Source organism: Hyphomicrobium sp. 2TAF46, assembly GCF_052114865.1.
Lineage (GTDB): Bacteria > Pseudomonadota > Alphaproteobacteria > Rhizobiales > Hyphomicrobiaceae > Hyphomicrobium_B.
The window spans coordinates 278,000-300,725 of sequence record NZ_JBFRFO010000001.1 but is presented as its reverse complement, the minus strand read 5'-3'; the positions used below and the strand labels follow the sequence as shown (position 1 = coordinate 300,725).

The following is a 22,726-nucleotide window of genomic DNA, read 5'->3' as shown; positions in this document are numbered from 1 at the left end:
TTCGCAGCGCGAAAACCAGGGCGCGTACTCTCTCCATTCAGAGGTACGCACCCTGGTTCGATCTACCCCGACAAGCGGTCAGTAATCCCAGAAGATCGGTACCCAACGAAATACGTCGCCATCGAGCGCGACCCGGCCGACAGATGGGAACGGCAAATGAGTTGCGACCAGCAGCTCGCCCGTCTTAGCCAGTTCTCGCAAAAGACGTACCCGAACGCGTGCCGCCTCCTCTGGGTCGTGTTCGAACCCGTTGTGCCACTCGGGCTGGTCGAATCCGACCGCAAACACGGCGTCACCAGCGAACGTCAGCGCTTCACCACCCGATGACAGGCGGACCACGCTGTGCCCAGGGGTATGGCCGCCGGTTCGACGGGCGACGACGCCCGGTGCAACCTCGTGCTCCTCATCGAACTGCCGCAGATGGTTATGGTATTCTTTCGCGAACCGCTTGGCGGCCGACCGAAGCGCGTCCGGGAATCCCGGCGGCATGGCGGTGTGGGAGAAGTCGGGCGACTCCCAGAATTTGACCTCGGCAGCTGCCACGTGGATCTGCAGGTCCGGACGCAGCCGGTCCTTGATCCCATCGACGAGCAGCCCGCCAATGTGGTCCATGTGCATGTGGGTCAGCACCAGATCCGTCACGGACGCAAGGTCGATGCCGGCGGACTCCAGTCGCTTGATCAACTGTCCGGCCCGCGGCAAGTGCAAGTCCGGATCGGCGCCTAGTCCAGCGTCGATGAGGATGGTCTTGTCGCCGCTGCGCACCACGACGACGTTCAACGCCCAGTCGAAAGCGTCCGGCGGCAGGAACATGTCCTTCAGCCAGGCGGCCCGGACGGCCGGGTCGGCGTTGTGTCCTAACATTGTGGTTGGCAGCGGTAGCACGCCATCGCTGACGACCAGCACCTCGATGTCGCCAACTTGCACCGCGTAGCGCGATGGAACCAATTCGTCGGGCCTCGATCTGGCGGGCTGTGAGGTGTCGTGCAAATTCATGTTTTTCTCCTGCTGAGCGTTGCGGATCATCTTTGGAAATTTCTGCATTTTTTCTTGGCGCGCGATCCTGAAGCGGGCCGTGCTGACGGCTGCGAAGCCCTTTCAATACTGGTGGGGTGTTCAGAGATGGGTGACGCGCTCATTGCTGGTGTGTCACCGTGGCGATTTATCGAACATGACTCGCGACTGCCCCAAAGCGGTCAGTGGCACGCAAGCAGGCATTCCTTGTTTGCGCGTGAAGCGCTGGCCGCCACTGTCCGACGCGACACTCATTTGTCCGGAATGACGATCTTATGGTCGCTCGTGTCGACCACGAAGACGGCTAGAAGTTTGGCCGGCTGCGTGTCGCTGGCATTATGGCTCACTTGGTGATGATCGCCTGGCTTCTCCGTCCAACTCTCGCCAGCCTGATATGTATGCTCGGGCTCGTCGTTCACTTTGCTGCGGATTGCTCCTTCCAGCACCCGCGCATAAATAAAGGCCGAGGACGGGTGACGATGTGAGTGCGAACCGGCGCCGGGGTCGTACTCTACGAGCACGACACGCATGCTCTTGCCAGGGACATTCGGCAAGGCCTGGTCAAAAACGACGGATACCTTCGCCCCCGGAGCGATCGTCTCTTGTGCGGCGACGCTCGTCGCAAACAGTGCGGCAGCGGCCGCAAGCAGCAGTGCAGTCGTCTTCATGTGCGTTTCCTTCTCTGAGTTTGCGAATGCCCTTCGCGAGGCTCGTACCCAATCGCAAATCGTGAGGGGCCGGGGACCGCAAAGTAAAAGTGCTTCGGTGGCGACTAGGCGTGCGCCGACGAGCGGCTCAGCCAGTCCTCGAACCGAATTCTGCCGAGGATCGGGTTGGCTCCAGGCGTCAAAGATTTGTCGTTGAGTTCGGTGCCGAAGTAGCGCGCATGAACGTCGGCGATCACGCGCCGCCCGTCGCCTGTCGCGGAGAGATACCGACGGGCGATTTCGTCGAGAGGGATCTTCTCAGGGCCTGCCACTTCGACGATACCGTTCACGGGCTTTCCGACGGTAAGCTCCGCCAGAGCGGCTGCCACATCGTCGGAGGAAATGGGTTGCAGGAAGGCCGGAGATAAATGGACGTCGCTACCCTTGGTGGCCGACTGCGTAATTGCACCGACGAACTCGAAAAACTGCGTCGACCGCAGAATCGTGAAGGGAATTTTTGAGGCTCTGATCAGCGCTTCCTGAGCGACTTTGGCGCGAAGATAACCGCTTTCGGGAAGGCGATCGGTACCCACGACCGACAATGCCAAGTGATGCCCGACGCCGACCGCCGCCTCGGCGGCAAGCAGATTGCGTCCCGATGTTTCGAAGAATTCGAGAACGGCCTTGTCTTCAAAGGAGGGCGAATTGGCAACATCGACGACCACTTGCGCGCCGGACATCGCCTCGGCCAGGCCCTCGCGCGTTATGGTGTTGACGCCGCTGTTGGGTGACGCGGCAACCGCCTCATGACCTTTTGCTTTGAGATGGCGAATGAGCTTCGACCCGATGAGGCCGCTTCCGCCGATAACAACGATTTTCATTAATTCTCTCCAACTTGAACGCAGTGCACGTGGCGGCGTCGTTTTGAGAGAATATCGATTTGCGGCGGTAATGACTTTGCGGCGACCTTGAAGCGGGCTTGAGTTTTCCTTGAAAATGCGTCCAAGCGGCCGCTCGCCCTTTTTCGCGAACCTGTGCTATCGACACCGGCAAATGTGAGCGTTGTTCGCGTCGGATGGAGCCGTCACGTGCATTTTCTTTTCAGGGATTGTGTGCTCGATCCCGAACGGCGGGAGTTGACGCGCGCCTCCGAAGCGGTCGCCGTCGGTCCGCAAGTCTTCGATCTCCTGCTGTTCCTCGTCCGCAACCGCGATCGCGTCGTGAGCAAAGATGATTTGCTCGATGCCGTCTGGGACGGGCGCATTGTTTCGGAATCGACGGTCACCAGCCATATCAACGCCGTGCGCAAAGCGATTGGCGATACCGGGGACGCGCAGCAACTGGTAAAGACGGTTCCGCGCAAGGGCTTTCGCTTCATAGGCGATGTGAAAGAAGCGAGAAGCGTAAACGGCACCTCAACGCTTCCCGTAGATTCAGGCATTGATCCTGCGCGTTCCACAAGCAATCTTCCGATCGCTCCCTCGATCGCGGTTCTGCCCTTTCACAGCTTGTGTGGCGACCCGGACGAGGCGTATTTCGCAGACGGCGTCGTGGAGGAAATCATCACGGCGCTATCCCGCGTGCGCTGGCTGTTCGTCATCGCCCGAAACTCGAGCTTCATTTATCGCGACTGCGGTTTCGACATAAAGCAGGTCGGAAGGGAACTCGGCGTCGGTTATGTGCTAGAAGGCAGCATGCGCAAGGCCGCCGGCCGCGTTCGCATCACCGGCCAGCTCATTGACGCGTCGACCGGTGCTCAGCTCTGGGCTGAGCGTTTCGAAGGAACGCTCGACGACATATTCGAGCTTCAGGATCGGATTGCGGCCGGGGTTGCCGGAGCGATTGCCCCACGCGTCGAACTCGCCGAGATCGAACGCGCAAAGCGCAAACCGACCGGCAGCCTTAATGCCTATGACTTCTACTTGCGCGGCCTCGCCCATGTGCATCGGGGGACGCGCGAATCGATTGAGCTGGCGCTACCGCTTTTCAAAAAAAGCATCGAGCTCGATCCCGATTATGCCGCCGCCCACGCCATGGCGGGCTGGTGCTACTTCTGGCGCAAGATCAATGGCTGGTGTGCCGATCGCGACGTGGAAACTGAGGAGGGCGCGCGGCTGGCACGTCGCGCCGTCGAATTGGGACGCGATGACGCTGTAGCGCTGACACGCGGCGCTCATGCTCTGGCACATCTCGCGGGCGATCTCGACGCGGGGATTGCCCTTCTCGACCGCGCGGTCTTTCTCAATCCTAATCTTGCGTCTGCGTGGTTCCTCGGGGGCTTCCTCAGGACGTGGCATGGCGAGAGTGAGAGCGCCATAGCGCATTTCGAACGCGCCATGCGGCTCAATCCGCTGGATCCCGAACTCTATCGCATGCAGGCCGGTATCGGGATGGCGCATCTCTTTGCGGGGCGCATCGAGGCTGCATCTCATTGGGCGGAATTGTCTTACAGAAACTTGCCGAGCTTTCTCATGGTGGTCGGACTCATCGCGGCAACCCGCGCGCTTTCCGGGCGTATCACCGAAGCCCAACAGGCCATGGCGCAGCTTCGCAAGCTCGATCCCTCGATCCGCATTTCAAACCTTAAGGACTGGCTGCCCATTCGCCGCCAGGAAGACCTCATTATCTTCTCGGAGGGATTACGCATCGCCGGAATGCCAGAGCAATGATCCGACGAACATGCATAGAGAGCTTCGTGCCGCGGATGAGCCGAATCTTTGGATTCCGCTCCTGGCCCATCGCGTCATTTGACGGACGTCTGCTCTGGAAGGCGTTGCGGACGTCGCGTTGATGTATTACGGCGCCCTCCGCGTTCGATAATGGGATCTTCCGGCCAAGCGCGTCATATCAGCGATTGGGCATTTGCAGGCGCGTGAGGAGCTGCGGCGCGCCACCGACTAAGCCTAGGCCGTCCGGCTATCACAACCCGCCAAGCCGGATCAAATCCTGGATCATCCGGTTTTGCCACGTGGGCAACTCGGCACGGTGCAGCCGCGACTCGTCCATAACGCCTTGATGGAATGAATAGGCCTTGGCTGCGAAGTTGTACCGTTCAAGCATCGTACACAACCTGCCGCAATTCGGCACCACTTTTTCCCGTATATACAGCAAATATGGACGTTTTAAGCCTATATCAGCTATATATCCTTGCGTATTTCGCCATTCATTCTGATACAGCTCATAAAGAGCCGCAAATTAACCCGCAGTGAAACGCGCCCGCGTGAATAGTGAGATTTAAATTTTACAATGGGTTATGGGTGTTTTTGGCCGAGGTCCGAATCTCTCCACGTCTTTGGACATCCTCCGAAGAGAAATATGTCGCTAATTCTGAATTGCGCCTCTCGGGAGGCGCTGCAAATCGGGATCAAACACGCAGCGACAGCTATATTCAGACCGGCCGACGGATGCCGAACGCTTCCGTCTAATCACAAAGGCTGAACTGCGTCGGATCGTGCCCTATACGCCCAGCATATCCTAAGATTGGAGAGGTGTGGGCTTTTTCCATTACGTGGCTCTTGTCAGAAGTCGCGCAATGGATCATGGCCCAGCTAGAATGTGTGACACGCACCTCTAACCGATTTTGATCTTTCACTTTTCGCACAATCTCGACGATGTTTCCACAAAGCATGGACGAAATTCTGCCAGAGAGAAATCGGGGACTGTGAGTGGAATAAAGGTCCATAGCGCTGGCTAAATTGATCTCAAGGGCGTTGATGGGCTACGCCATCTCAAAGGCGCGTTGCCGCTCGCTCACATCCATACTTGCGATGGCTGTTTGCTTGAGCCTTTCGGTCGAGGCGAAGGCCGAAACGTTGCACGACTCGCTGTCGGCAGCCTACCAATATAGTCCAACGCTCGATGCAGCACGCGCACAGCAGCGTGCCCGAGACGAGGACATAGCTCGCGCCAACTCAGGCTATCGCCCTAACATCAATGCGTCGTTGAACGTGGGCCGGCAACGCACGGATACGGTTTCTCCGATTCCCGGCAGGTCGGGACAGTCCGTTAGCTCCCCACGCGGTTACGCGGTCAACCTCGTTCAGCCGCTCTTCAGGGGCTTTCAGGTGGCGAATTCGGTGAACGCCGCCGAAGCAAACGACCGCGCCGGACGTGAAACGCTAAGGAGCACGGAGCAACAGGTCCTTCTCGATGCGGCGACGGCCTTCGGAGACGTTACACGCGACCAGGCGATTGTGAGGCTGAACGAAAACAACTTGAAGTTTCTCGACGCGGAACTCAAGGCGCAGCGCGATCGCTTCGCCGTGGGCGAAGTAACGAAGACGGACGTGGCGCAATCGGAAGCTCGTCGTGCTCTGGGTCAGTCAAACCTCGATCAGGCGCGCGCCAACCTCAAGTCGAGCCGCGCGATCTTCGAGCAGGTGATTGGGCATCCGCCCAACAACTTGATCGAGGCCAATCCGAACACAAAGCTCGTTCCAAGATCGCTCGAAGATGCGATCGCGATCGGAACGAAGGAGAACCCGCTCGTCGTCAACGCGCTCTACACCGAGCAGGCCGCCCGCTTCACGGTCGATCAAGTCCGCGGTCAGCTTCTGCCGCAAGCGCAGCTAGAGGCGAATTATACCGACGGGTTCGATCCCTCCGAAGGGGTCGATGAGCGGACGTCGGCGTCGATCGTCGGTCGTGTTACCGCTCCGCTCTATGCGAAGGGTGGCGAGGTCTTCGCCCAGGTTCGACAAGCCAAGCACAACCACGTTGCAGCGCGGCAGCAGATCGAAGTGCAGCGGGCCTCGGCGCAGTCGCTGGTTGTGCAGGCCTGGTCGCAGCTCATGGGATTCAAAGCCCAGGCGGAATCGGACAAGGCATCGATCGTTGCGAATAGGATCGCGTTGAATGGAGTTCGCGAGCAAGAGCGGGTGGGTCAGCGTACGGTTCTGGACGTTTTGAACGCGCAGCAGGAACTCCTCCAGTCGCAGGTCAATCTCGAGAAGACGAAGCGTAACATTCTCGTTGCGTCCTATACCCTGGCGTCGGCAATCGGCCGGCTCAGCGTCTCGGAGGTGGGTGCGGCGACCGCCGTGTACAATCCTGAAGTTCACTATCAGGATGTCCGCAGCAAGTGGTGGGGCCTCGACATCACCCATGATGACGGCCGCGAGGAACACTTGGACGTTGCGCCCAACAAATAGCGCTAAGGTGCATCCTTCATGGAATTTTTTTGGAACGGCAAGTAAGTTATAGCGTCCCGCGCGGCGTCGCGTCATCATCTCGGCCACGGGAGAGGCAAACGCAAAGGACTGCTCCGAAGCAATGATCGCGTTCGTTGCGCAGAGCCTCTCACCCACAGCGGTGCTTGCAACCTGAAGACACCGCGCCTTCCCGAAGATTGATGATTATTATGGTGTCTCATGGGATTTCGCCTGCAGCGAGTCCCCGTTATCGACCGTCGGGTTCACGACGCAGAGGGCAGCTCCACTAGTTCTGGAGCTGCCCTAAAGATTCAATAAACTCGTAAACCGGGCGCGCAGGTTCTCCGCCCATCTTGGCATGAGCCAGCAGCGGGATACCATGAGGGCCCAGAGATTTCGCAGCGTGGGGGTAGGCCGTCAAAGCAGCCTTGACGACATCCAACATCCCAAGCATAGCCGCAGCGAAAATATCGAGGCGCGCGCCACGCTCGATCAAAAGCAGAGCGATTTCTCGGCGACCCGTGTGCGCCGCGGCTCCAAGACCCGATTCAAAATCGCCACCGCCCCAATCCCAGCAGGCATTCACGAGTCTCGGCTCGATCGCCAAGAGCTCTCGCACGCGGTTGATGTCGCTGTGTGCTTTGCGAACGAATTCACTCACAAGCTCAGGCGCAAGTGCTGGAGGCTTTTCCATTTCCGTACCCTTTTTCATCCTAAAACACGAAATATGAGATTGTCGTCGGGAGAGCAACAATGGCTCGACAAGACCAAGCTACGCGGTCGGATCAGACACGGCGGAACCGCGAATGGCGCCTAGATTGCCTCAGCCGCAATGAGATAGTGCTGGCCGTGCGCAAGACCGCCTTCGCGCTCCGCAACCGCCGCTGCTTTCTCGCGTAGCATCACCGCCTGATCTGAGAACGCCCTGGACAGCGTTGGCATGAAGGAACCGCTGGTCGTGCATGCAATGGGGACGAATTGCAGTGCGTGCCATTTCGATCCGAGTTCAGGTGATCCTGGGGGTGTTGTCGTTGGCAGCCGCAAATTTCGGGTTCGCAGATCAAGGTTACCGCGACGACGAAGAATAGGCGGCCCGAATATTGATCGCCGAGCAACGTTACTACACGGCGGTCGCCGTTGTGCCTACGCGTCTCGCGAGATGAATCGGGTTTGCTGAAAGCAGCAGGTGCTAGTAGGTGCTGATGGCCGCACTCTCCAGCAAATCTCCATCGAATCTACGCAAGTTATAGATCTTTCACCACTACATGGGGTACCTGAGTTTCCGCGAGCAGCGAAGGACAATTCACTCAAGACCCCCAGGTGCCTACCGGGTAACGTTTACTGCCAACTCGCGAATTTCGAGAGCGCTTGCGAGGATCGCACTCGGCCTAACGCCCGCCGAGGTTCCGACGGCGTGAGACATCATCGAAGATCAACAGCGCTGAAGAGCACCTTCAATGAAGCAAGAGAAGTTTTCAGAGGCTGCCGTCTGGCCAATTTGGGTACTCATGGCAATTGCCTCGCTTGGAACAGTTTACCTCGCTCTAGGAGCGGGTCGGAGTGTGTTCGCTTACGCAATTGGCTTCGGCATTCTGGGTCTTGCCTGCCTCGTTACCTTTGTTGCTATTTGTGTTATCGGCTGGGTTATCGCAATGGCGAACCAGTTTCTGCAAAAGAAAATAGAAAAAATTTCTGCCAACAAGAAAAACAAGAAAGAAGAGAATAATTAGGATTAGGTTTCGCAATGAGCGGATCATTCGCGATCTGGTGCAACAGTTACATGCGAACGCCGCGATCACTCAGATTTCCGGATAGTTAAATTCTCTGTTTTTCCGGCGCGAGACGGGATTAGTTATCTCCATTAGTTTTCCATAAAGCGTCGACATGTCCTTCACAGATGCGGGCTAGGCAAGCGCTGCCGCAATCGGCCGGATGACCAAAAGAGCTGACGGCGGAAGGTACGCAGTCGATGATAGACCGGCCCAATAGATACCGCAGCAAGGTCGTCGAGGTGGTGGATGCCATGGAGTGGGATGGCTCAACGACGACCGCCTATGCCATCGAAAATTGGTCGAGGGGGGCCTGCGAGCGTCGTGGCCAACCTCTCGCAATCGTTATCGCGACGCCTGAGGGTTGGTTACGTGCCGATCCGGATGATTACATCGTCAAAGGGTCAAATGGCCAATTCTATCCTCTCAAGCCCGACATCTTCGAGAGGCAATTCGAGCCGATCGGAGAGGATCCGAACGCATGATCTCTGAGTGTGGAGCGCATTGGCAGCGAACACCGGCCGGTGTTTTGTTTTTTCCGAAACCTTTGCGCGGTCTTTAGGTACGTCGATTGTCCATGTTGGCTCCGCGTAGAACTCCAATCTACGACCATAACCGGGGCGGAGGTCGCCGGGAGTTTTAAGCCAACAAGGCGCTCAATCTGACAAAATCTCGGCGATGCCTCCATAAAACATGGACAAACCTCTGCCAAGAAACCCCATTCGTTTCGGTGCCGACCACTACGTCGTCAAGCCACTCAACCCTCGCGCGGTCACAGCTCGTGCAAGAGCAGTGCTTCGGCGCCCCAGAACTCACACGTGATTGCGAGATCCAAATGGCGATTGGCATTTGCACGAGGTAAGGCAATGACCTGGACAAATACTTTTTCCAGCGGGGCGAAGTGCGATACCGGGGTCCGGCAAGCCAGACTAAATCCGGCGAGCGACTCGCATTGCCAACAAAGTCACGACGATGCAGAACGCAACCCTCGCATTCTCGTCATTGCAGGTGACTATGGGGCCGCCGAATATATGGCTAGCAACCTCAAAGAAAGGGGGCTCAGCATAGCGGTGGCGGCCAATGGCCTTGATGGTCTGAAGCTCGCAACTACTGATCGCTTTGATGTCCTCATTGTTGATCAGCTACTACCGGACATGGATGGGATGTCATTGTTGGCCGCGCTTCGAAATGCGGACACCGAAACGCCTTGTCTGTTCTTGACGAGCCTCGATGGCATCGGCGATCGCACCGAAAAACTAAAGGGGGGCGCCGACGATTTCCTCGTCAAGCCGTTTGCCTTCGCAGAACTTTATGCCCGTGCGCGCATTCTTGCGCATCGCCCACGCGCCTGGTCGCAGCAAACGACCTTGAGGTACGCCGACTTGGAGATGAACCTTCTATCCCGTCAGGTTACGCGCAGCGGCCGCTTAATACATCTGGCCCCGCGGCAATTCGAACTGCTGGAACTCCTGATGAGAAACTGCGGGCGGGTGTTGTCTCGCCGGTTGCTCATGGAGCGGCTGTCGGTCTCGTCATTCGACCCGAGGGCGAGCGTCGTCCAGGCGAACATCTCTCGCCTGCGCGCAAAGATTGACCGAGCCCACGAGGCTTCACTTATCCGCACAATCCGGGGCTTAGGATACAGTCTGCGTGCGTCGAAGTGACTCGATGCGCAACGGGCGCATTGCCGGGTCGAGAAATACCCATCGCAATTCGCAGTCTGAAGCAAATTTCCATCGGACCTGCGCAAGCCGTCATTCATTTGCCGTTACACGCATAGCTCTGGTTCGCTACGTCTAGCAAAGGCTTCAGGATCAAGATCTGGAGCTTTTGGGCGATGAGAATTGCCAGCATCGGCTTTCCGTGCATCTGCCTGAAGGATCTATTATGAAAAAGCTTTTCCTGGCGAATATCATCGTGGGTAGTTTGTCGTTGGTGATGTTCACACCAGCTCAGGCGGAGGGTGGCTGTGGACGCCATTATCATCGCAGTTGGGACGGGTGGTGTCATGCGAACAGCTGGTACGGGCCGTCAGCCGATGGATACGATGGGTATGAGTGGCGCCGACGCTGGCGGCACCATCGTCATGACCGCGATTGGGATCGAGCCTGGAATGAGGGATATCGCGATTGGTACGATCCTTGGGGTTATTACTATTCCTGGTGACACGATGTGGGCTTTGTACGCTGTGGGCGCGCTCCCTCGGCGAAGTCCTGGGTGACGTATTCAAACGCGCAAACAGCATCGTACAAATGGGGTTCGAGTATTTTCGTCGGAGTGCGCGGTGCACGCTGCAAACTAACCAAATGACTTGGCCCCATGCGCTCATGTGAATATCTGCTGTGAGGCGGAAATCTCAGCACATACCGCGTGCGTCGAAACGCGCTTAAGCAGCTGGCGGAAATCGATCCTATTGGCCCCTTGCGACTCCGCTTGAACCATCAAATACCAAGTCTCCACCAAATTTCCATTCAACCCCCATGCTTTGCCGACGATGTCGCGGAACGATGATCGGAATGAAATTTGTGGTCTCATTGCGGGCCGCGTTGGAGTTTGTGGATGGTCCGTCGCTTCAGTCGTCTCTGGTTACTGTTCACGCCCCTCGCAGTGCTAGCCCTGGCTGGCTGCAAGGCTGAGACACCCGTTGAAGCTTCGGCCGACCCTGCGTCGCCAGCTCTCGTCTCAGTCATGGCAGTGAAACCGGAAACAGTAACTCTTATCGATGAGCTACCGGGCCGGGTCGTCGCTTATCGCACGGCCGAGATCAGACCTCAGGTTGGCGGCATCATCGAAAGGCGTTTGTTCGAGCAGGGCTCTGAGCTCAAAGCCGGTCAGGCCCTGTTCGAGATAAATCCGGAGCCGTTCAAGGCGGATGTTGCCAGTGCTGCTGCAGCGCTACAACGAGCGCAGGCGGCCCTTGTTCGCGCACAAACGAAATTTGATCGCGCACGGCAACTGGTGCCGACCAATGCTATCAGCCAGGCCTCCTACGACGATACGGTAGCCAATCTTGCCGATGCCAAGGCCGGCGTTGCCGAGGCGCAGGCGACGCTTGATCGCCGTCACCTGGATCTTGGATTTGCCACCGTGCGAGCCCCCATCGCGGGGCGGATTGGGCCTGAGCTGATCAGCGAGGGCGCATTGGTCTCTGCGTCCGGTGCGAGTGCTCTCGCCATCATTCAGCAGATTGATCAAGTTTATGTCGACGTCCGTCAGCCTGCGGCGCAGATCGACATCATCCGTGCGGCGACGCAGTCTGGGCAACTTGAAGCGGTGTCGAACATCCCGGTTGTGATAGTCGGTGCGAGTGGCAATCCGTATCCCGTTTCAGGCCGCGCGCTCTTTTCAGATATCACCGTCGACCCCGGTACAGGAAACGTTACCGTGCGCGTGCAGGTCGCCAATCCCGATCGGCTGTTGCTTCCTGGGATGTATGTTCGCGCGCGTTTGCCGCGGGGTGTCCGCGACAACGCACTTCTTGTTCCGCAGGAAGCGGTTATCCGCGATCAGGCCGGTATGCCACGGCTGGTGATCATAGGTAAGGCGAGAATGCCCGAGCGGCGTGCTATCGAACTCGGTGAATTCGTCGATGGTCGCTACATCGTGCGTTCCGGCCTAAAGGCGGGCGAGAGCGTTGTGGTGCAAGGCCAGGAACGAGTACAGGACGGCGTTCCCGCCGAAACCGTGCCGTTCGGGCTGTCGGCCGCGCAGGCGCAGAACTGAGCGGAGAAATTATCGTGGCTCAGTTCTTCATCAACCGCCCGGTCTTCGCCTGGGTAATTGCCATTTTCATTGCGCTTGCCGGCGCCGCGGCCATTCCGCAGCTTCCGGTCTCACGCTATCCCGATATTGCCCCGCCGAGCGTCAGCATCAGCGCGACCTATACGGGGGCCACGCCGCAGACAATCAATGATAGCGTTGTCAGTCTGATCGAAAGGGAGCTCTCCGGAGTCAAGAACCTCCTTTATTTCGAGTCGACGGCCGACACCTCAGGTAGCGCGAGCATCACGGCAACTTTCAAGCCTGGCACGCAAGCCGAGATGGCGCAGGTCGACGTTCAGAATCGTCTGAAAGCGGTCGAGGCACGCTTGCCTGAGGCTGTGCGCCGCGCCGGGGTCACTGTCGAATCCGCCTCGTCATCGTTTTTGATGATTGTTTCGCTGACTTCGAGCGATGCCCAATATGACGAACTGGCACTCGGCGATTACATGACCCGGAATATTGTCGAGGAGCTGCAGCGCGTCGATGGCGTTGGCCGGGTCCAGGGCTTTGGTTCGGAAAAGGCAATGCGTGTCTGGGTCGACCCTGCCAAGCTTGTCTCCTATTCACTGTCGTTGGCGCAGGTCACAGGGGCTATCCTATCTCAGAACGCGCAGATTGCACCGGGGCGCGTCGGGGCGGAGCCGACTGTGCCCGGCCAGAAGGTCAGCATTCCACTTACGGTGCAGGGTCAATTACAGACGGCGGAAGATTTTGCAGCGATCGTGCTACGATCTGATCCGGACGGCTCCAAACTGGTGTTGGGCGACGTCGCTCGCGTAGAGGTCGCGGCACAGAGTTTCGGTTTTGCCACACGTGAGAATGGCAAGCCGGCGACAGCCGCAGCCATTCAGCTAGCCCCCGGCGCTAATGCAGTTCGTACCGCCGATGCTGTCCGCGCGCGACTTGCGGAACTCTCGGCAGCTATGCCGCAGGGGATGGAATATAGCGTCTCCTTCGACACGGCCCCCTTCGTCAAGATCTCAATCGAGAAGGTTGTCAAGACACTGCTCGAGGCGATGGTGCTAGTCTTCCTCGTGATGCTTCTTTTTCTGCAGAAGCTCCGCTACACATTGATCCCCGCTATTGTCGCTCCTATTGCGCTACTTGGTACTTTTGCGGTGATGTGGGCGGCCGGCTTCTCCATCAATGTTTTAACGATGTTCGGCATGGTTCTCGCGATTGGAATCATCGTCGATGACGCAATCGTCGTGATCGAGAACGTCGAACGCATCATGGCGAGCGAGAAGCTGTCGCCCAAGGCGGCGACGCAGAAGGCGATGAAGGAAATCACCGGCGCCGTTATCGGAATTACTCTGGTGCTATCGGCGGTATTCATTCCGATGGGGCTCGCAAGCGGGTCCGTCGGCGCCATCTACCGCCAGTTCACTCTGTCTATGGCCGTATCCATCCTTTTTTCCGCGTTCCTCGCCCTGACGCTGACGCCAGCGCTTTGCGCCACGCTGCTTAAGCCAATCAACGCTGAGCATCAAAAGACAATTGGCTTTTTCGGTTGGTTCAACCGCACCTTCGATCGTATGACGGCAGGGTACGCCAACTGGGTATCGGCGCTCGTGAAACGGACCGGCCGTATGATGGCGATCTACGCAGCCATCGTCGGCGCGCTCGCTTATGGCTATCTGAGCTTGCCTTCATCCTTCGTGCCTGCCGAGGACCAGGGTTATTTCATGACGACGTTCGCGCTGCCCGCAGATGCGACGGCCGAACGTACACTCAGCATAGTCAAGCAGTTTGACACGCACGTTGCCTCTCGTACGGACGTTGCAGGCAATACCGCGATCCTCGGCTTCGGCTTCTCTGGTTCCGGCCCCAATGCGGCGATGGCCTTCACAAGTCTCAAGGATTGGAGCGAGCGCCGCACGACAGTTGACGATGCGATTGCTGCCGCCACGGCCGCGATGGCGACCGCACCGGAAGGCACCATCATGAGTCTAAAGCCACCGGCGATTGATGCGCTCGGGACGACGGCGGGCTTTTCCATGCGCCTCGAAGACCGCGCCAATCTCGGCCATACCGCGCTGATGGCAGCGCAGGGACAATTGCTGCAGCTTGCCGCGCAAAGCAGCCTCGTTACTAACGTCTATCCCGAAGGTCTGCCGAGTGGTCCGAGCGTGAAATTGAGAATTGATCGGCAAAAGGCTGAAACCCTCGGAGTGCCCTTCAGTATGATCAATGACACGCTGACGGCGGCCATAGGGTCCACCTACGTCAATGATTTTCCGAATGCCGGGCGCCTTCAGCAGGTGATCGTCCAAGCCGATGCGCCGAACCGCATGCAGGTCGACGACGTGCTAAAGCTCTATGTACGTAACAATGCTGGCGGCATGGTCGCGTTGTCAGAGATAGTCACGCCCGTCTGGGAAAACAGCCCGTTGCAAATGGTGCGCTATAACGGTTTCCCGGCCGCACGTATCTCCGGCAGCGCCGCGCCGGGCGTGTCCAGCGGTGATGCTATGGCCGAGATGGAACGGATGGCATCCCAATTACCAACCGGCTTCACCGTTGAGTGGACCGGTCAATCGTTCCAGGAAAAACAATCCGGCTCTCAAGCGCCCATTCTTCTATTCCTGTCTATGCTCGTTGTCTTTCTGGTCCTCGCCGCCCTCTATGAGAGTTGGGCTATTCCGGTCTCGGTAATGCTTGTCGTACCGCTGGGGCTGATCGGAGCCGTTGCCGCGGTGCATTTGCGCGGACTCGAGAACGATGTGTTTTTCAAGGTCGGCCTGATCACCATTATCGGTCTATCTGCGAAGAATGCGATCCTCATCGTGGAGTTTGCCAAGAGCCGGGTCATTGAGGGGTATGGCTTTCTCGAAGCAGTCGTCGATGCGGCGCGTCTGCGGTTGCGGCCGATTCTCATGACTTCGCTCGCTTTTGCGCTTGGCGTGGTTCCGCTGATGCTCGCCCGCGGCGCCAGCGCTGAGACGCAGAATGCGATCGGAACGGGTGTCTTCGGTGGAATGGTGTCGGCTACAGTCCTCGCGACGCTATTTGTGCCGGTCTTCTACGTAGCTGTGATGAGAACGTTCGGTCCGCGACACCAAAAGGTCGCGTTACCAGCGGTCGAGGGCAAACTCGTCCTTATATCGAACCGGACATCGCTCGAATGACGGCGATAAAAAAGGGCCTATCTATCGCATATCAGCGCTCCAAAAAGCGCTGGATTAACGGGAGGACGGCGGCAAAAAAAATTCTCCGGCTGCCGTAGTCTCCACCTTCCGGCCCATCACCTCAACGGATTGACCATCGCCGCACCCTCAAGAGGAGCACCGCCGGGTGCACTTTTCCGATATTCCTGAATGAAAGTCATACGCACGTCTTCCGTAAGCCCTGCCTTGAATTCTCGCTTGCGCTGCGTCCTGCGGCGATGAGTAGGATTGCACTCCTCAAGCGGCCTGCCAGAGATCGGGATCGAAATCACATAAAAATTGGCCCTCGTCTTGGCGGCTAAAAACGTTGCCCAAAATGAATCGTAATTAAATGTCCGACCTTTGCATAGCTGATCTTTAGTTCCTACTCCGGCGACGAACTTAACATCGAGAGCACTCGCAAGTCCTTCTGCCGCAGCCATAAGCAAATAGGGCGGTGAAATATCGCGGGAGATTTTTGTGGCGGCTTTGATCATGTCAAATTGGCCTTTTCTCCCTTGAATACGAGCGACGAACATCGTTTCAGCAGCCGCTATGCCGACGAGGGTGCCAGGAAGAAGCGTGAAGGAAAGCTCGTAAATCGGCGTTGAGTCTTTTTCCAAGATTAAAGAAAGATCGCCTTCACGGCCATGTTCCGGAATGCAGAGGGAAATTGCGACGAACTCTCCAGTGACCGTCCTCTGCCACAAAAGAAGTTTGCCATCGAGCAAACGTTTGTAAAATCTGGCATTGACCCGATTTGCTATGTATTCGTAGTGGAACTTCAATATTTGGCTGCGCTGTTTGCTTCGGAAGCTTTTCGCAAGATACCTACCCTGCCATTTATAAATCAATTCAGGGTAGTGCCTCGTTAAGGCAATGGTATTGGGATCAGTCAATACACAGACGATCTTCGGCAACCGCCTCAGGGTAAGAAGTATTTTCGCGGATTTATCGAACGCCCTTACAATTCCTTTGCTCAGAATGAAATCTATTGTGGCGACATAGACAATCTTTCTTACGCTGAACAGAGTTGCCCCTTGTCGTTGCCTCAGGTTGGCCGCCTCATGTCTCTCCTTTTTAAGAATGCCAACTTTCATTTGATGTCCCTCACCACACGCCACGTCTGAGTTCCCACCCGGGAGTCCGACGCATTCCGGTCGTGAGCCGCATCCCATGCTTCTTACAAAGACGCCGCTCCCGACGATGGCCTGTTCGCATCTTCTCGGCCACGGTCCGTGCAGAGTGTGTTGAGGCTTGGTGGAGGCTATTGGAGTGGGAGCGGTACGAACCGCAGTCGATTGGCCTTGGCCGGATGGACAGGCGCTGAACGCCTTGTCTACGGGAGTGCGGAGGGAAGGGGAGGCGGATAGTTCCGCAAGCGGACCACTATCGGCGCAAGCCGACCTTCCGAACGTAAAATACGGCAAATCACAGGAACGTTGCCTGGGGCGGTTAGTGCAGTTGACGTGGGATTGCGATCTCGAATACGGCGCCGCGGTCGATTGCAGGCAACGATCGCGCGGTGCCGCCGTGAGAGCGAGCAATAGCCTGAACGACGGCTAAGCCGAGACCTGTTCCGCCACCTGCGCGAGAGCGAGATTCGTCCGCGCGAGTAAAAGCATCAAACGCTCGGACGCCAAAGCCGGCTGGCAAACCCGGACCGCGATCACTGACCCTGATCACGCCTTCGCTCCCGCTGGCTCTGGTTTCAACGCGCATCCAATGTCCATCCGAGGCATATCGTACAACGTTATCGATAAGAGCGAGTAAAGCTTGGCGAATCCTCGCGCAGTCAGCCCGAACGACAACGTCAGGCAAATCAACCTCGGTGGAAATGCCAGCGGCTGTAAGATCTGGCCCTACCATCGCAAGGACGGCTTGAGCTTCGCTCGCCAAGTTAACAGTTCCGAGCAGCAATTCGAGGCGGCCCGCCTCCGCGAGGCTGAGGGTCCGAAGATCTTCGACAATACGGGTGAGGCCATCGACGTGTTGGATGAGGTTCAGGACCATCGTCTTGTCAGGCGCAAAGACATCGTCATACAGGCCTTGAAGCCGTCCACGGAGTATCGTCAGTGGTGTGCGAAGCTCGTGCGCAATCGCCGAGTTCCAGGTCCTCATCTCCGACTCATATGCAGCAAGCTGGGTCGCCATTCGATTGAAATTGTCAACGAGTTGACGTGTTTCGTCGAACATTGCACCCTCGGGAGCAGCACGGGCCGTCAGATCCCCGCGCGCAATGTGCCGCGCGGCCGCACCAACAGCTTCGAGAGGCCGGATCAGACCACGCGTGAAGCTCACCGCGGCTGCAATCGCGCCGGCTACGCCCAATAGCCAAAACACACAAAAGGCCGCCCACTCGAGCGGCTGCGGCCAGTACGAGGTCCAATCCTTATTCCAAAACATTGGATCTATCTTCTCAACGAGCGAGTAAAAGAGAACCATACCTGCGATCATCACTGCGAGAGCTACTCCAGTGACCGCTGCCATCCAGACGGCGAGTTGACGGTTGAGTCTTGTTGCTGATCTCATGGTAGCTTCAACCGATATCCGACGCAGCCCACACCGGCAAAGTACCTGCCCGAAGCGGCCACCTACATGAGTAATTGCTGACGTGGGATTGCGATCTCGAATACGGCGCCCCGGTCGATTGCAGTCAACGATCGCGCGGTACCGCCGTGGGAGCGAGCAATAGCCTGAACGACGGCCAAGCCCAGACCCGTTCCACCACCCGCGCGAGAACGCGATTCGTCCGCACGAGTAAAAGCGTCAAACGCTCGTGTGCTAAAGTCGGCCGGTAAACCGGGCCCTCGATCAATGACCCTGATTAGGCCTTCCGTCGCGCTGGCTCTGGTTTCAACGCGCACCCAACGTCCATCGGAAGCGTATCGTACGACGTTGTCGAGAAGGGCGAGCAAAGCTTGGCGAATCCTCGCGCTGTCAGCCAGGACGACCACACCGCGCAAATCAACTTCAGTGGAAACGCCAGCGGCAGCAAGGTCAGGGCCTACCATGGCAAGGACGGCTTTTGCTTCGCTCGCCAAGTCAACCGTTCCGAGCAGCAACTCCAGGCGACCGGCCTCCGCAAGGCTAAGTGTCCGGAGATCTTCGACAATGCGGGTGAGACCGTCCACGTGTTGGATAAGGTTTAGGACCATCCCCTTGTCGATCTCGAAGACGTCGTCGTATAGGCCTTGAAGTCTTCCGCGCAGGATCGTCAGAGGAGTGCGGAGTTCGTGCGCAATGGCCGAATTCCAGGTCCTCATCTCTGTCTCATAGGCGGCAAGCTGGGTCGCCATTCGGTTAAAATCGCCAATCAGCCCGGCCGTCTCGCCGAAGCCCGGCGCCGAGCAGGACGCCCGCGCCGACAGGTTGCCCTGAGCGACCTGTCGCGCCGCACTTGCAACCGCGCTCACGGGCAGTACTATCCGGCGTGCGAGCGCAATACTGGCAAACATTGCGATCAAGAAGCCGAGGCATCCGGACCCGGCAAATGCAATCCAATCCGTCAAACTGAATTGCCACCAGGACTCATTGGGATCGAACTGTATGAGTTTCGGTGCAATCTTGGAAACAATCGCGTAGGTCGCTGTCCAACCCACAACCAGTATGACGAGCGATATTGCCGAGACCGAGACCATCCAGACAGTGATCTGGCTGCTCAGACCCCGAGGTTGTCTCATGCGAGGGGCACCAATCGATAGCCGACGCCACGTACGCCTTCTAAGTATCCGGTAGCAGTCGCAGACTCAAGTTTGCGCCGAACATTGCTAATATGGCTATCGACCGTGCGCTCCATCGCTTCTCCCTCTGGCAAACACGCGTCAACAAGCTCGGCGCGGGTGAAAGCTCGGTTGGACGCCCGAGACATGTGTGCGAGCAGACGAAACTCCGTCAGTGTAAGATCCAGTTTTCGGCGCACGCCATCTTCGGAGATGACGATTGCAGCATGCGCCGTTAAATCGATCTCAATTTTCCCGGCGCGAATGACGGTGGCCCCAACGTGAGCCCTGGTGCGCCGAAGAATGGCTCTGGTGCGAGCAACGACCTCGAGTGGATTGAACGGTTTGACTACGTAGTCATCGGCACCAATTCGAAGAGCTTGCAGCTTGTCGATGTCCTCAGCAAGTGCTGTCGCCATCAGAACAGGGGTATCGTCGCGGCGGCGGATCGCGGCAAGCACTTCGTAGCCATCCAGTTTGGGCAGCTTAACATCGAGAATGACTAGGTCGGGTTTCAGTCGGAGATGGAGATCGAGGGCCGTTTGACCATCGCCAGCACGAACGGTTCGAAATCCTTCGCGCGTAAAATAGGCGTCGAGAATCTCGGCAATTTCGGCTTCATCTTCGACGATCAGTATCAATGCATTCATGCAAGCATGAGATCCGTCAATTTGCCCGCCAAGCGCATCGGCCGTGCCAGTGAGCCTTTGTTTAATCGTAATTTTGGGTGGCAGAGATTCGTCCATGTTTTGTGGAGGCATTATCGAGTTTTGGTTGAGAATGAAGATTAGGTCCGGATGATTGTTTACATCCACGGGCAGCCAGAAGCTCGGGTTTTGTCCAGCGCCAAAGGGCGCCAATCAACGCACCGGGGATTGCGACGAAGATCAGACGGTGGGGAGCTGCTGACCTCCTCGGAATCTACACTGTCCGTCGACATGGCATGGTCAGAAGGGTGCGATGTCTGTCTCCATCAACAGTGGAGTAGACCAATGCGCAAACTCATCTTGATTACGTCTGTCGTCACCTTGATGGCAGCCCCGATGACCGTCCAAGCTGTAGATGTCACATCTAAGGTTAAAGGGATCGATACGGCCAAGCATACGATCACATTGTCTGATGGCAAAGTTTACCAAATTGGGCAGAGCTTTGATCTGGGTCCCCTGAAAGTCGGAGACAGAGTGAAGGTCACCTATGACGTCTCCGGAAAAGATCAAATAGCCTCCAAGGTTGAGATTGTGAAATAACGAGGTAAATCGGCTCGCGCGAAATAGAAGATGCTTTCCCGCCGAGCGTCACTCCTCTCTCTCTCAAGACGGTCGTGCGTTTTGACTCCTGAAAGAGACGCTCGGGTAACAAAGTTTCCAGGTCCTCGTCGTTACGATCAAGGCGGCGTTCTCGCGTCGCCTTGACTTTGGCAACAAATGACGCAGGCACGCAATAGGCGAAGGGAACGGTGACGAGGCCGCAAACGCATGCCAGCATGCTCAGTCAACGGATAGCAGGAAAGGCGATCTCAGGCTGGTGTCAGAGTGCAAACAAACGCAAATGTGCGGGGAGTATGATCGCAATCATGCGCACCTGTTTGTGCGAGTAGAGGACACTACGAACTCGCGAGACATTTTCCATGATGGCCATCGGCCGCGTGGAGAGCAGATCGGATGAACAGCCAAGAGCATGACCTTCACGCCAGGAGAAGCGATCGGCCGAAAGCCGAGTATGCGCGAGAACAGCTAGTACGCGGCGACCTCTCGTTCCTGCATACCGGGCTGGATTTCGACCTGGTTGCGTAACCGGCTGGCGTGTCGGGTCGGAGGCGTAGGCATACCGAAGACGCGGGCATAGTCGCGACTGAACTGCGAGGGACCTCCGTATTCCACGCTGAAGTCCGCGCTGGCCGCATCCATGGCCTCTGTGAGGAACGGCGCTTTTATGGTGCGCCGCCCCATTCCTTACGCCGATGGTATCGTATGTTCACTGAGGTCTTTTTTTATCGGTGGTTCACTACGTGTCACGGGGCTGTCGTCAATGCCGCCGAATGTATCGCCAAAAAATTTTCATTGGCTGGGAGTTTTTCCGTGAGAGCCGTTCGGTTTCTTGTATTCGTCTTCGCATTGTTGGGCATTGCAACCCCTGCCCTTGCGGAACAAAACGATCCGCTACAAAAGGTCGGCCACATCCTCATCGTCTTTGAGGAGAACCATTCGTTCGACAATCTTTTTGGATTGTTTCCCGGTGCTAACGGCATCTTCAACGCAGGCGAAGCGGCGATCCAAGTCGACGAGAATGGCAAGGCTTTTCCAACGCTTCCTCCAGTGCTCGACACGCGACAGCGCGCGCCTGACGGCAAATCTGTTGTCGATAGCCGCTTTCCTCCGACGCAGGCAAACGCGCCCTTCCTAATCGATCCGTACGTTTCTCTGGACGGCTACACAGGCGATCTGGTTCACCGGTATTACCAGGAGAAAAAGCAGATCAACGGCGGTAAGATGAACCGCTTCGCCGGCGTGTCGACTGCCGGAGGCCTGGCGATGGGCTACTTTGACATCTCCGACTCTTACTTATGGCGCTTAGCCAGCCAATACACACTCGCGGACAACATGTTCCATTCGGCCTTCGGCGGCTCGTTTCTCAATCATATGTTTTTGATCTGCTCCTGCGCGCTTCAGTGGGGAGATGCGTCAGCGGATGATCGTAAGAGTCTTCTGCAGAGCGAAGTGATGAGAGAAGACGGGTATCTAATCAACACGATCTATTCGCAGCAGTTTCATGCAGTGGATGCAAAGCCTCCTTTCCTTCCGCCCATGACAGCGCCGATGCATATCGGCGACCGCCTAGATGCCAAAAAGCCTGAACCCATCAAATGGAAATGGTACGCCGGAGGCTTCAACGATGCATTGGCTGGACATCCCGACCCTCTTTTCCAATTCCACCACCAGCCATTCATGTATTTCGCCAGATTCAAACTTGGCAGCGACGCGCAAAAAGAGCATCTGCAGGATTATGACGACCTCGTAGCAGATATCAAAGGAGGCCGTTTGCCTCCGGTCGCATTCTACAAGCCGATCGGGCGCAACAATCTTCATCCAGACTACGCCAATCTCAGCGAGGGCGACCATCATCTCGAGGAGCTGATCAACCTCCTGATGAGCGGTCCGCAATGGAACGACACGCTCGTTCTAATTACAGCTGATGAGCATGGAGGCTATTGGGATCACGTCGCACCGCCCAAACGTGATGATTTTGGGCCCGGCACGCGCATTCCTCTGATTGCTGTCGGTCCGATGGTTAAGCGGGGGTTTGTTGATCACACCCAGTACGATTTTGGCTCGATTTTGAAAACGATTGAAGAGCGCTTTGGATTAGACCCTGTCGTCGGTTCGGTAGACGGGAAAGCCACAGCTATGCGGAACCTCTTGCAAGAAAATCCATAAAACAACGGCGGTAGACTTTGGGGGGAATGTCATGCGCTTGATATCTAATGATCGGTCGATTGCAGTCGTCGCCGGCCTGCGC

Annotated in this window: 19 protein-coding genes; 10 read left to right on the top strand and 9 right to left on the bottom strand. The window is 57.1% G+C overall.

From position 1 onward, the window contains the following. Positions 1-78: 78 nt before the first annotated feature. The 3 genes from AB4Z24_RS01350 to AB4Z24_RS01340 all read right to left on the bottom strand — a co-directional run bounded on the left by AB4Z24_RS01350 (position 79) and on the right by AB4Z24_RS01340 (position 2,542). A complete protein-coding gene (locus AB4Z24_RS01350) occupies positions 79-996 on the bottom strand; it encodes an MBL fold metallo-hydrolase (protein ID WP_441706043.1) in 918 nt (305 codons plus the stop codon). 269 nt (positions 997-1,265) lie between these two features. After that, complete coding sequence (locus AB4Z24_RS01345; protein ID WP_441705310.1) at positions 1,266-1,682, bottom strand: cupin domain-containing protein; 417 nt, start codon at positions 1,680-1,682, stop codon at positions 1,266-1,268. 104 nt (positions 1,683-1,786) lie between these two features. After that, entirely contained in the window at positions 1,787-2,542 is a 756-nt protein-coding gene (locus AB4Z24_RS01340) for an SDR family oxidoreductase (protein WP_441705308.1), read from the bottom strand. 207 nt (positions 2,543-2,749) lie between these two features. Here AB4Z24_RS01340 and AB4Z24_RS01335 point away from each other — a divergent pair, with 207 nt between their 5' ends. Both AB4Z24_RS01335 and AB4Z24_RS01330 read left to right on the top strand, forming a co-directional pair. Next, a complete protein-coding gene (locus AB4Z24_RS01335) occupies positions 2,750-4,330 on the top strand; it encodes a winged helix-turn-helix domain-containing tetratricopeptide repeat protein (RefSeq protein ID WP_441705307.1) in 1,581 nt (526 codons plus the stop codon). 1,044 nt (positions 4,331-5,374) lie between these two features. Then, positions 5,375-6,811 carry a TolC family outer membrane protein gene (locus AB4Z24_RS01330; RefSeq protein WP_441705305.1) on the top strand — a complete coding sequence of 479 codons (1,437 nt, stop codon included), beginning with the start codon at positions 5,375-5,377 and terminating at the stop codon, positions 6,809-6,811. Between the two features lie 286 nt (positions 6,812-7,097). Here AB4Z24_RS01330 and AB4Z24_RS01325 read toward each other — a convergent pair whose 3' ends face one another. Both AB4Z24_RS01325 and AB4Z24_RS01320 read right to left on the bottom strand, forming a co-directional pair. Beyond that, positions 7,098-7,505, bottom strand: coding sequence for an ankyrin repeat domain-containing protein (locus tag AB4Z24_RS01325; RefSeq protein ID WP_441705303.1), 408 nt, complete (start codon positions 7,503-7,505; stop codon positions 7,098-7,100). A gap of 119 nt (positions 7,506-7,624) precedes the next feature. Beyond that, positions 7,625-7,753, bottom strand: a complete 129-nt coding sequence (locus tag AB4Z24_RS01320) for a hypothetical protein (RefSeq protein ID WP_441705301.1) — start codon at positions 7,751-7,753, stop codon at positions 7,625-7,627. A 515-nt stretch (positions 7,754-8,268) separates the two neighbouring features. Here AB4Z24_RS01320 and AB4Z24_RS01315 point away from each other — a divergent pair. The 6 genes from AB4Z24_RS01315 to AB4Z24_RS01290 all read left to right on the top strand — a co-directional run bounded on the left by AB4Z24_RS01315 (position 8,269) and on the right by AB4Z24_RS01290 (position 15,470). Next, positions 8,269-8,541, top strand: a complete 273-nt coding sequence (locus AB4Z24_RS01315; protein ID WP_441705300.1) for a hypothetical protein — start codon at positions 8,269-8,271, stop codon at positions 8,539-8,541. Positions 8,542-8,780: 239 nt separating this feature from the next. Further along, positions 8,781-9,065, top strand: coding sequence for a hypothetical protein (locus tag AB4Z24_RS01310; RefSeq protein WP_441705298.1), 285 nt, complete (start codon positions 8,781-8,783; stop codon positions 9,063-9,065). Between the two features lie 507 nt (positions 9,066-9,572). Next, complete coding sequence (locus tag AB4Z24_RS01305; protein ID WP_441706041.1) at positions 9,573-10,244, top strand: response regulator; 672 nt, start codon at positions 9,573-9,575, stop codon at positions 10,242-10,244. Between the two features lie 305 nt (positions 10,245-10,549). After that, positions 10,550-10,801, top strand: a complete 252-nt coding sequence (locus AB4Z24_RS01300; RefSeq protein WP_441705296.1) for a hypothetical protein — start codon at positions 10,550-10,552, stop codon at positions 10,799-10,801. 338 nt (positions 10,802-11,139) lie between these two features. After that, positions 11,140-12,303, top strand: coding sequence for an efflux RND transporter periplasmic adaptor subunit (locus AB4Z24_RS01295; protein WP_441705295.1), 1,164 nt, complete (start codon positions 11,140-11,142; stop codon positions 12,301-12,303). 14 nt (positions 12,304-12,317) lie between these two features. Continuing rightward, positions 12,318-15,470, top strand: a complete 3,153-nt coding sequence (locus AB4Z24_RS01290) for a multidrug efflux RND transporter permease subunit (protein ID WP_441705293.1) — start codon at positions 12,318-12,320, stop codon at positions 15,468-15,470. Positions 15,471-15,586: 116 nt separating this feature from the next. On the opposite strand, the gene AB4Z24_RS01285 is transcribed toward AB4Z24_RS01290, so the two are convergent. From AB4Z24_RS01285 to AB4Z24_RS01270, 4 genes are all read right to left on the bottom strand, one after another. Beyond that, entirely contained in the window at positions 15,587-16,588 is a 1,002-nt protein-coding gene (locus tag AB4Z24_RS01285) for a DUF535 family protein (RefSeq protein WP_441705291.1), read from the bottom strand. Positions 16,589-16,943: 355 nt separating this feature from the next. Continuing rightward, the gene (locus AB4Z24_RS01280; RefSeq protein WP_441705289.1) at positions 16,944-18,020 is read right to left on the bottom strand and encodes an ATP-binding protein; all 1,077 of its coding nucleotides are present in this window, start codon (positions 18,018-18,020) and stop codon (positions 16,944-16,946) included. A gap of 62 nt (positions 18,021-18,082) precedes the next feature. Next, a complete protein-coding gene (locus tag AB4Z24_RS01275) occupies positions 18,083-19,171 on the bottom strand; it encodes an ATP-binding protein (RefSeq protein ID WP_441705287.1) in 1,089 nt (362 codons plus the stop codon). Further along, the gene (locus tag AB4Z24_RS01270; RefSeq protein WP_441706039.1) at positions 19,168-19,860 is read right to left on the bottom strand and encodes a response regulator; all 693 of its coding nucleotides are present in this window, start codon (positions 19,858-19,860) and stop codon (positions 19,168-19,170) included. Before AB4Z24_RS01270 ends, AB4Z24_RS01275 begins: the two co-directional genes overlap by 4 nt. A 342-nt stretch (positions 19,861-20,202) precedes the next feature. Here AB4Z24_RS01270 and AB4Z24_RS01265 point away from each other — a divergent pair, with 342 nt between their 5' ends. Continuing rightward, positions 20,203-20,457, top strand: coding sequence for a DUF1344 domain-containing protein (locus AB4Z24_RS01265; protein WP_441705285.1), 255 nt, complete (start codon positions 20,203-20,205; stop codon positions 20,455-20,457). A gap of 723 nt (positions 20,458-21,180) precedes the next feature. After that, positions 21,181-22,644, top strand: a complete 1,464-nt coding sequence (locus AB4Z24_RS01260) for an alkaline phosphatase family protein (protein ID WP_441705283.1) — start codon at positions 21,181-21,183, stop codon at positions 22,642-22,644. Positions 22,645-22,726 lie beyond the last annotated feature (82 nt).

What these genes read in the sequence shown, in the direction of transcription:
- AB4Z24_RS01295 (WP_441705295.1), top strand. Translation starts at nt 11,140, where the DNA reads ATGGTCCGTCGCTTCAGTCGTCTCTGGTTACTGTTCACGCCCCTCGCA.
- AB4Z24_RS01320 (WP_441705301.1), bottom strand. Translation starts at nt 7,753, where the DNA reads ATGCCAACGCTGTCCAGGGCGTTCTCAGATCAGGCGGTGATGCTACGC.
- AB4Z24_RS01325 (WP_441705303.1), bottom strand. Translation starts at nt 7,505, where the DNA reads ATGGAAAAGCCTCCAGCACTTGCGCCTGAGCTTGTGAGTGAATTCGTT.
- AB4Z24_RS01285 (WP_441705291.1), bottom strand. Translation starts at nt 16,588, where the DNA reads ATGAAAGTTGGCATTCTTAAAAAGGAGAGACATGAGGCGGCCAACCTG.
- AB4Z24_RS01270 (WP_441706039.1), bottom strand. Translation starts at nt 19,860, where the DNA reads ATGAATGCATTGATACTGATCGTCGAAGATGAAGCCGAAATTGCCGAG.
- AB4Z24_RS01260 (WP_441705283.1), top strand. Translation starts at nt 21,181, where the DNA reads ATGTTCACTGAGGTCTTTTTTTATCGGTGGTTCACTACGTGTCACGGG.
- AB4Z24_RS01340 (WP_441705308.1), bottom strand. Translation starts at nt 2,542, where the DNA reads ATGAAAATCGTTGTTATCGGCGGAAGCGGCCTCATCGGGTCGAAGCTC.
- AB4Z24_RS01265 (WP_441705285.1), top strand. Translation starts at nt 20,203, where the DNA reads ATGCGCAAACTCATCTTGATTACGTCTGTCGTCACCTTGATGGCAGCC.
- AB4Z24_RS01275 (WP_441705287.1), bottom strand. Translation starts at nt 19,171, where the DNA reads ATGAGACAACCTCGGGGTCTGAGCAGCCAGATCACTGTCTGGATGGTC.
- AB4Z24_RS01280 (WP_441705289.1), bottom strand. Translation starts at nt 18,020, where the DNA reads ATGAGATCAGCAACAAGACTCAACCGTCAACTCGCCGTCTGGATGGCA.
- AB4Z24_RS01315 (WP_441705300.1), top strand. Translation starts at nt 8,269, where the DNA reads ATGAAGCAAGAGAAGTTTTCAGAGGCTGCCGTCTGGCCAATTTGGGTA.
- AB4Z24_RS01310 (WP_441705298.1), top strand. Translation starts at nt 8,781, where the DNA reads ATGATAGACCGGCCCAATAGATACCGCAGCAAGGTCGTCGAGGTGGTG.
- AB4Z24_RS01345 (WP_441705310.1), bottom strand. Translation starts at nt 1,682, where the DNA reads ATGAAGACGACTGCACTGCTGCTTGCGGCCGCTGCCGCACTGTTTGCG.
- AB4Z24_RS01350 (WP_441706043.1), bottom strand. Translation starts at nt 996, where the DNA reads ATGAATTTGCACGACACCTCACAGCCCGCCAGATCGAGGCCCGACGAA.
- AB4Z24_RS01330 (WP_441705305.1), top strand. Translation starts at nt 5,375, where the DNA reads ATGGGCTACGCCATCTCAAAGGCGCGTTGCCGCTCGCTCACATCCATA.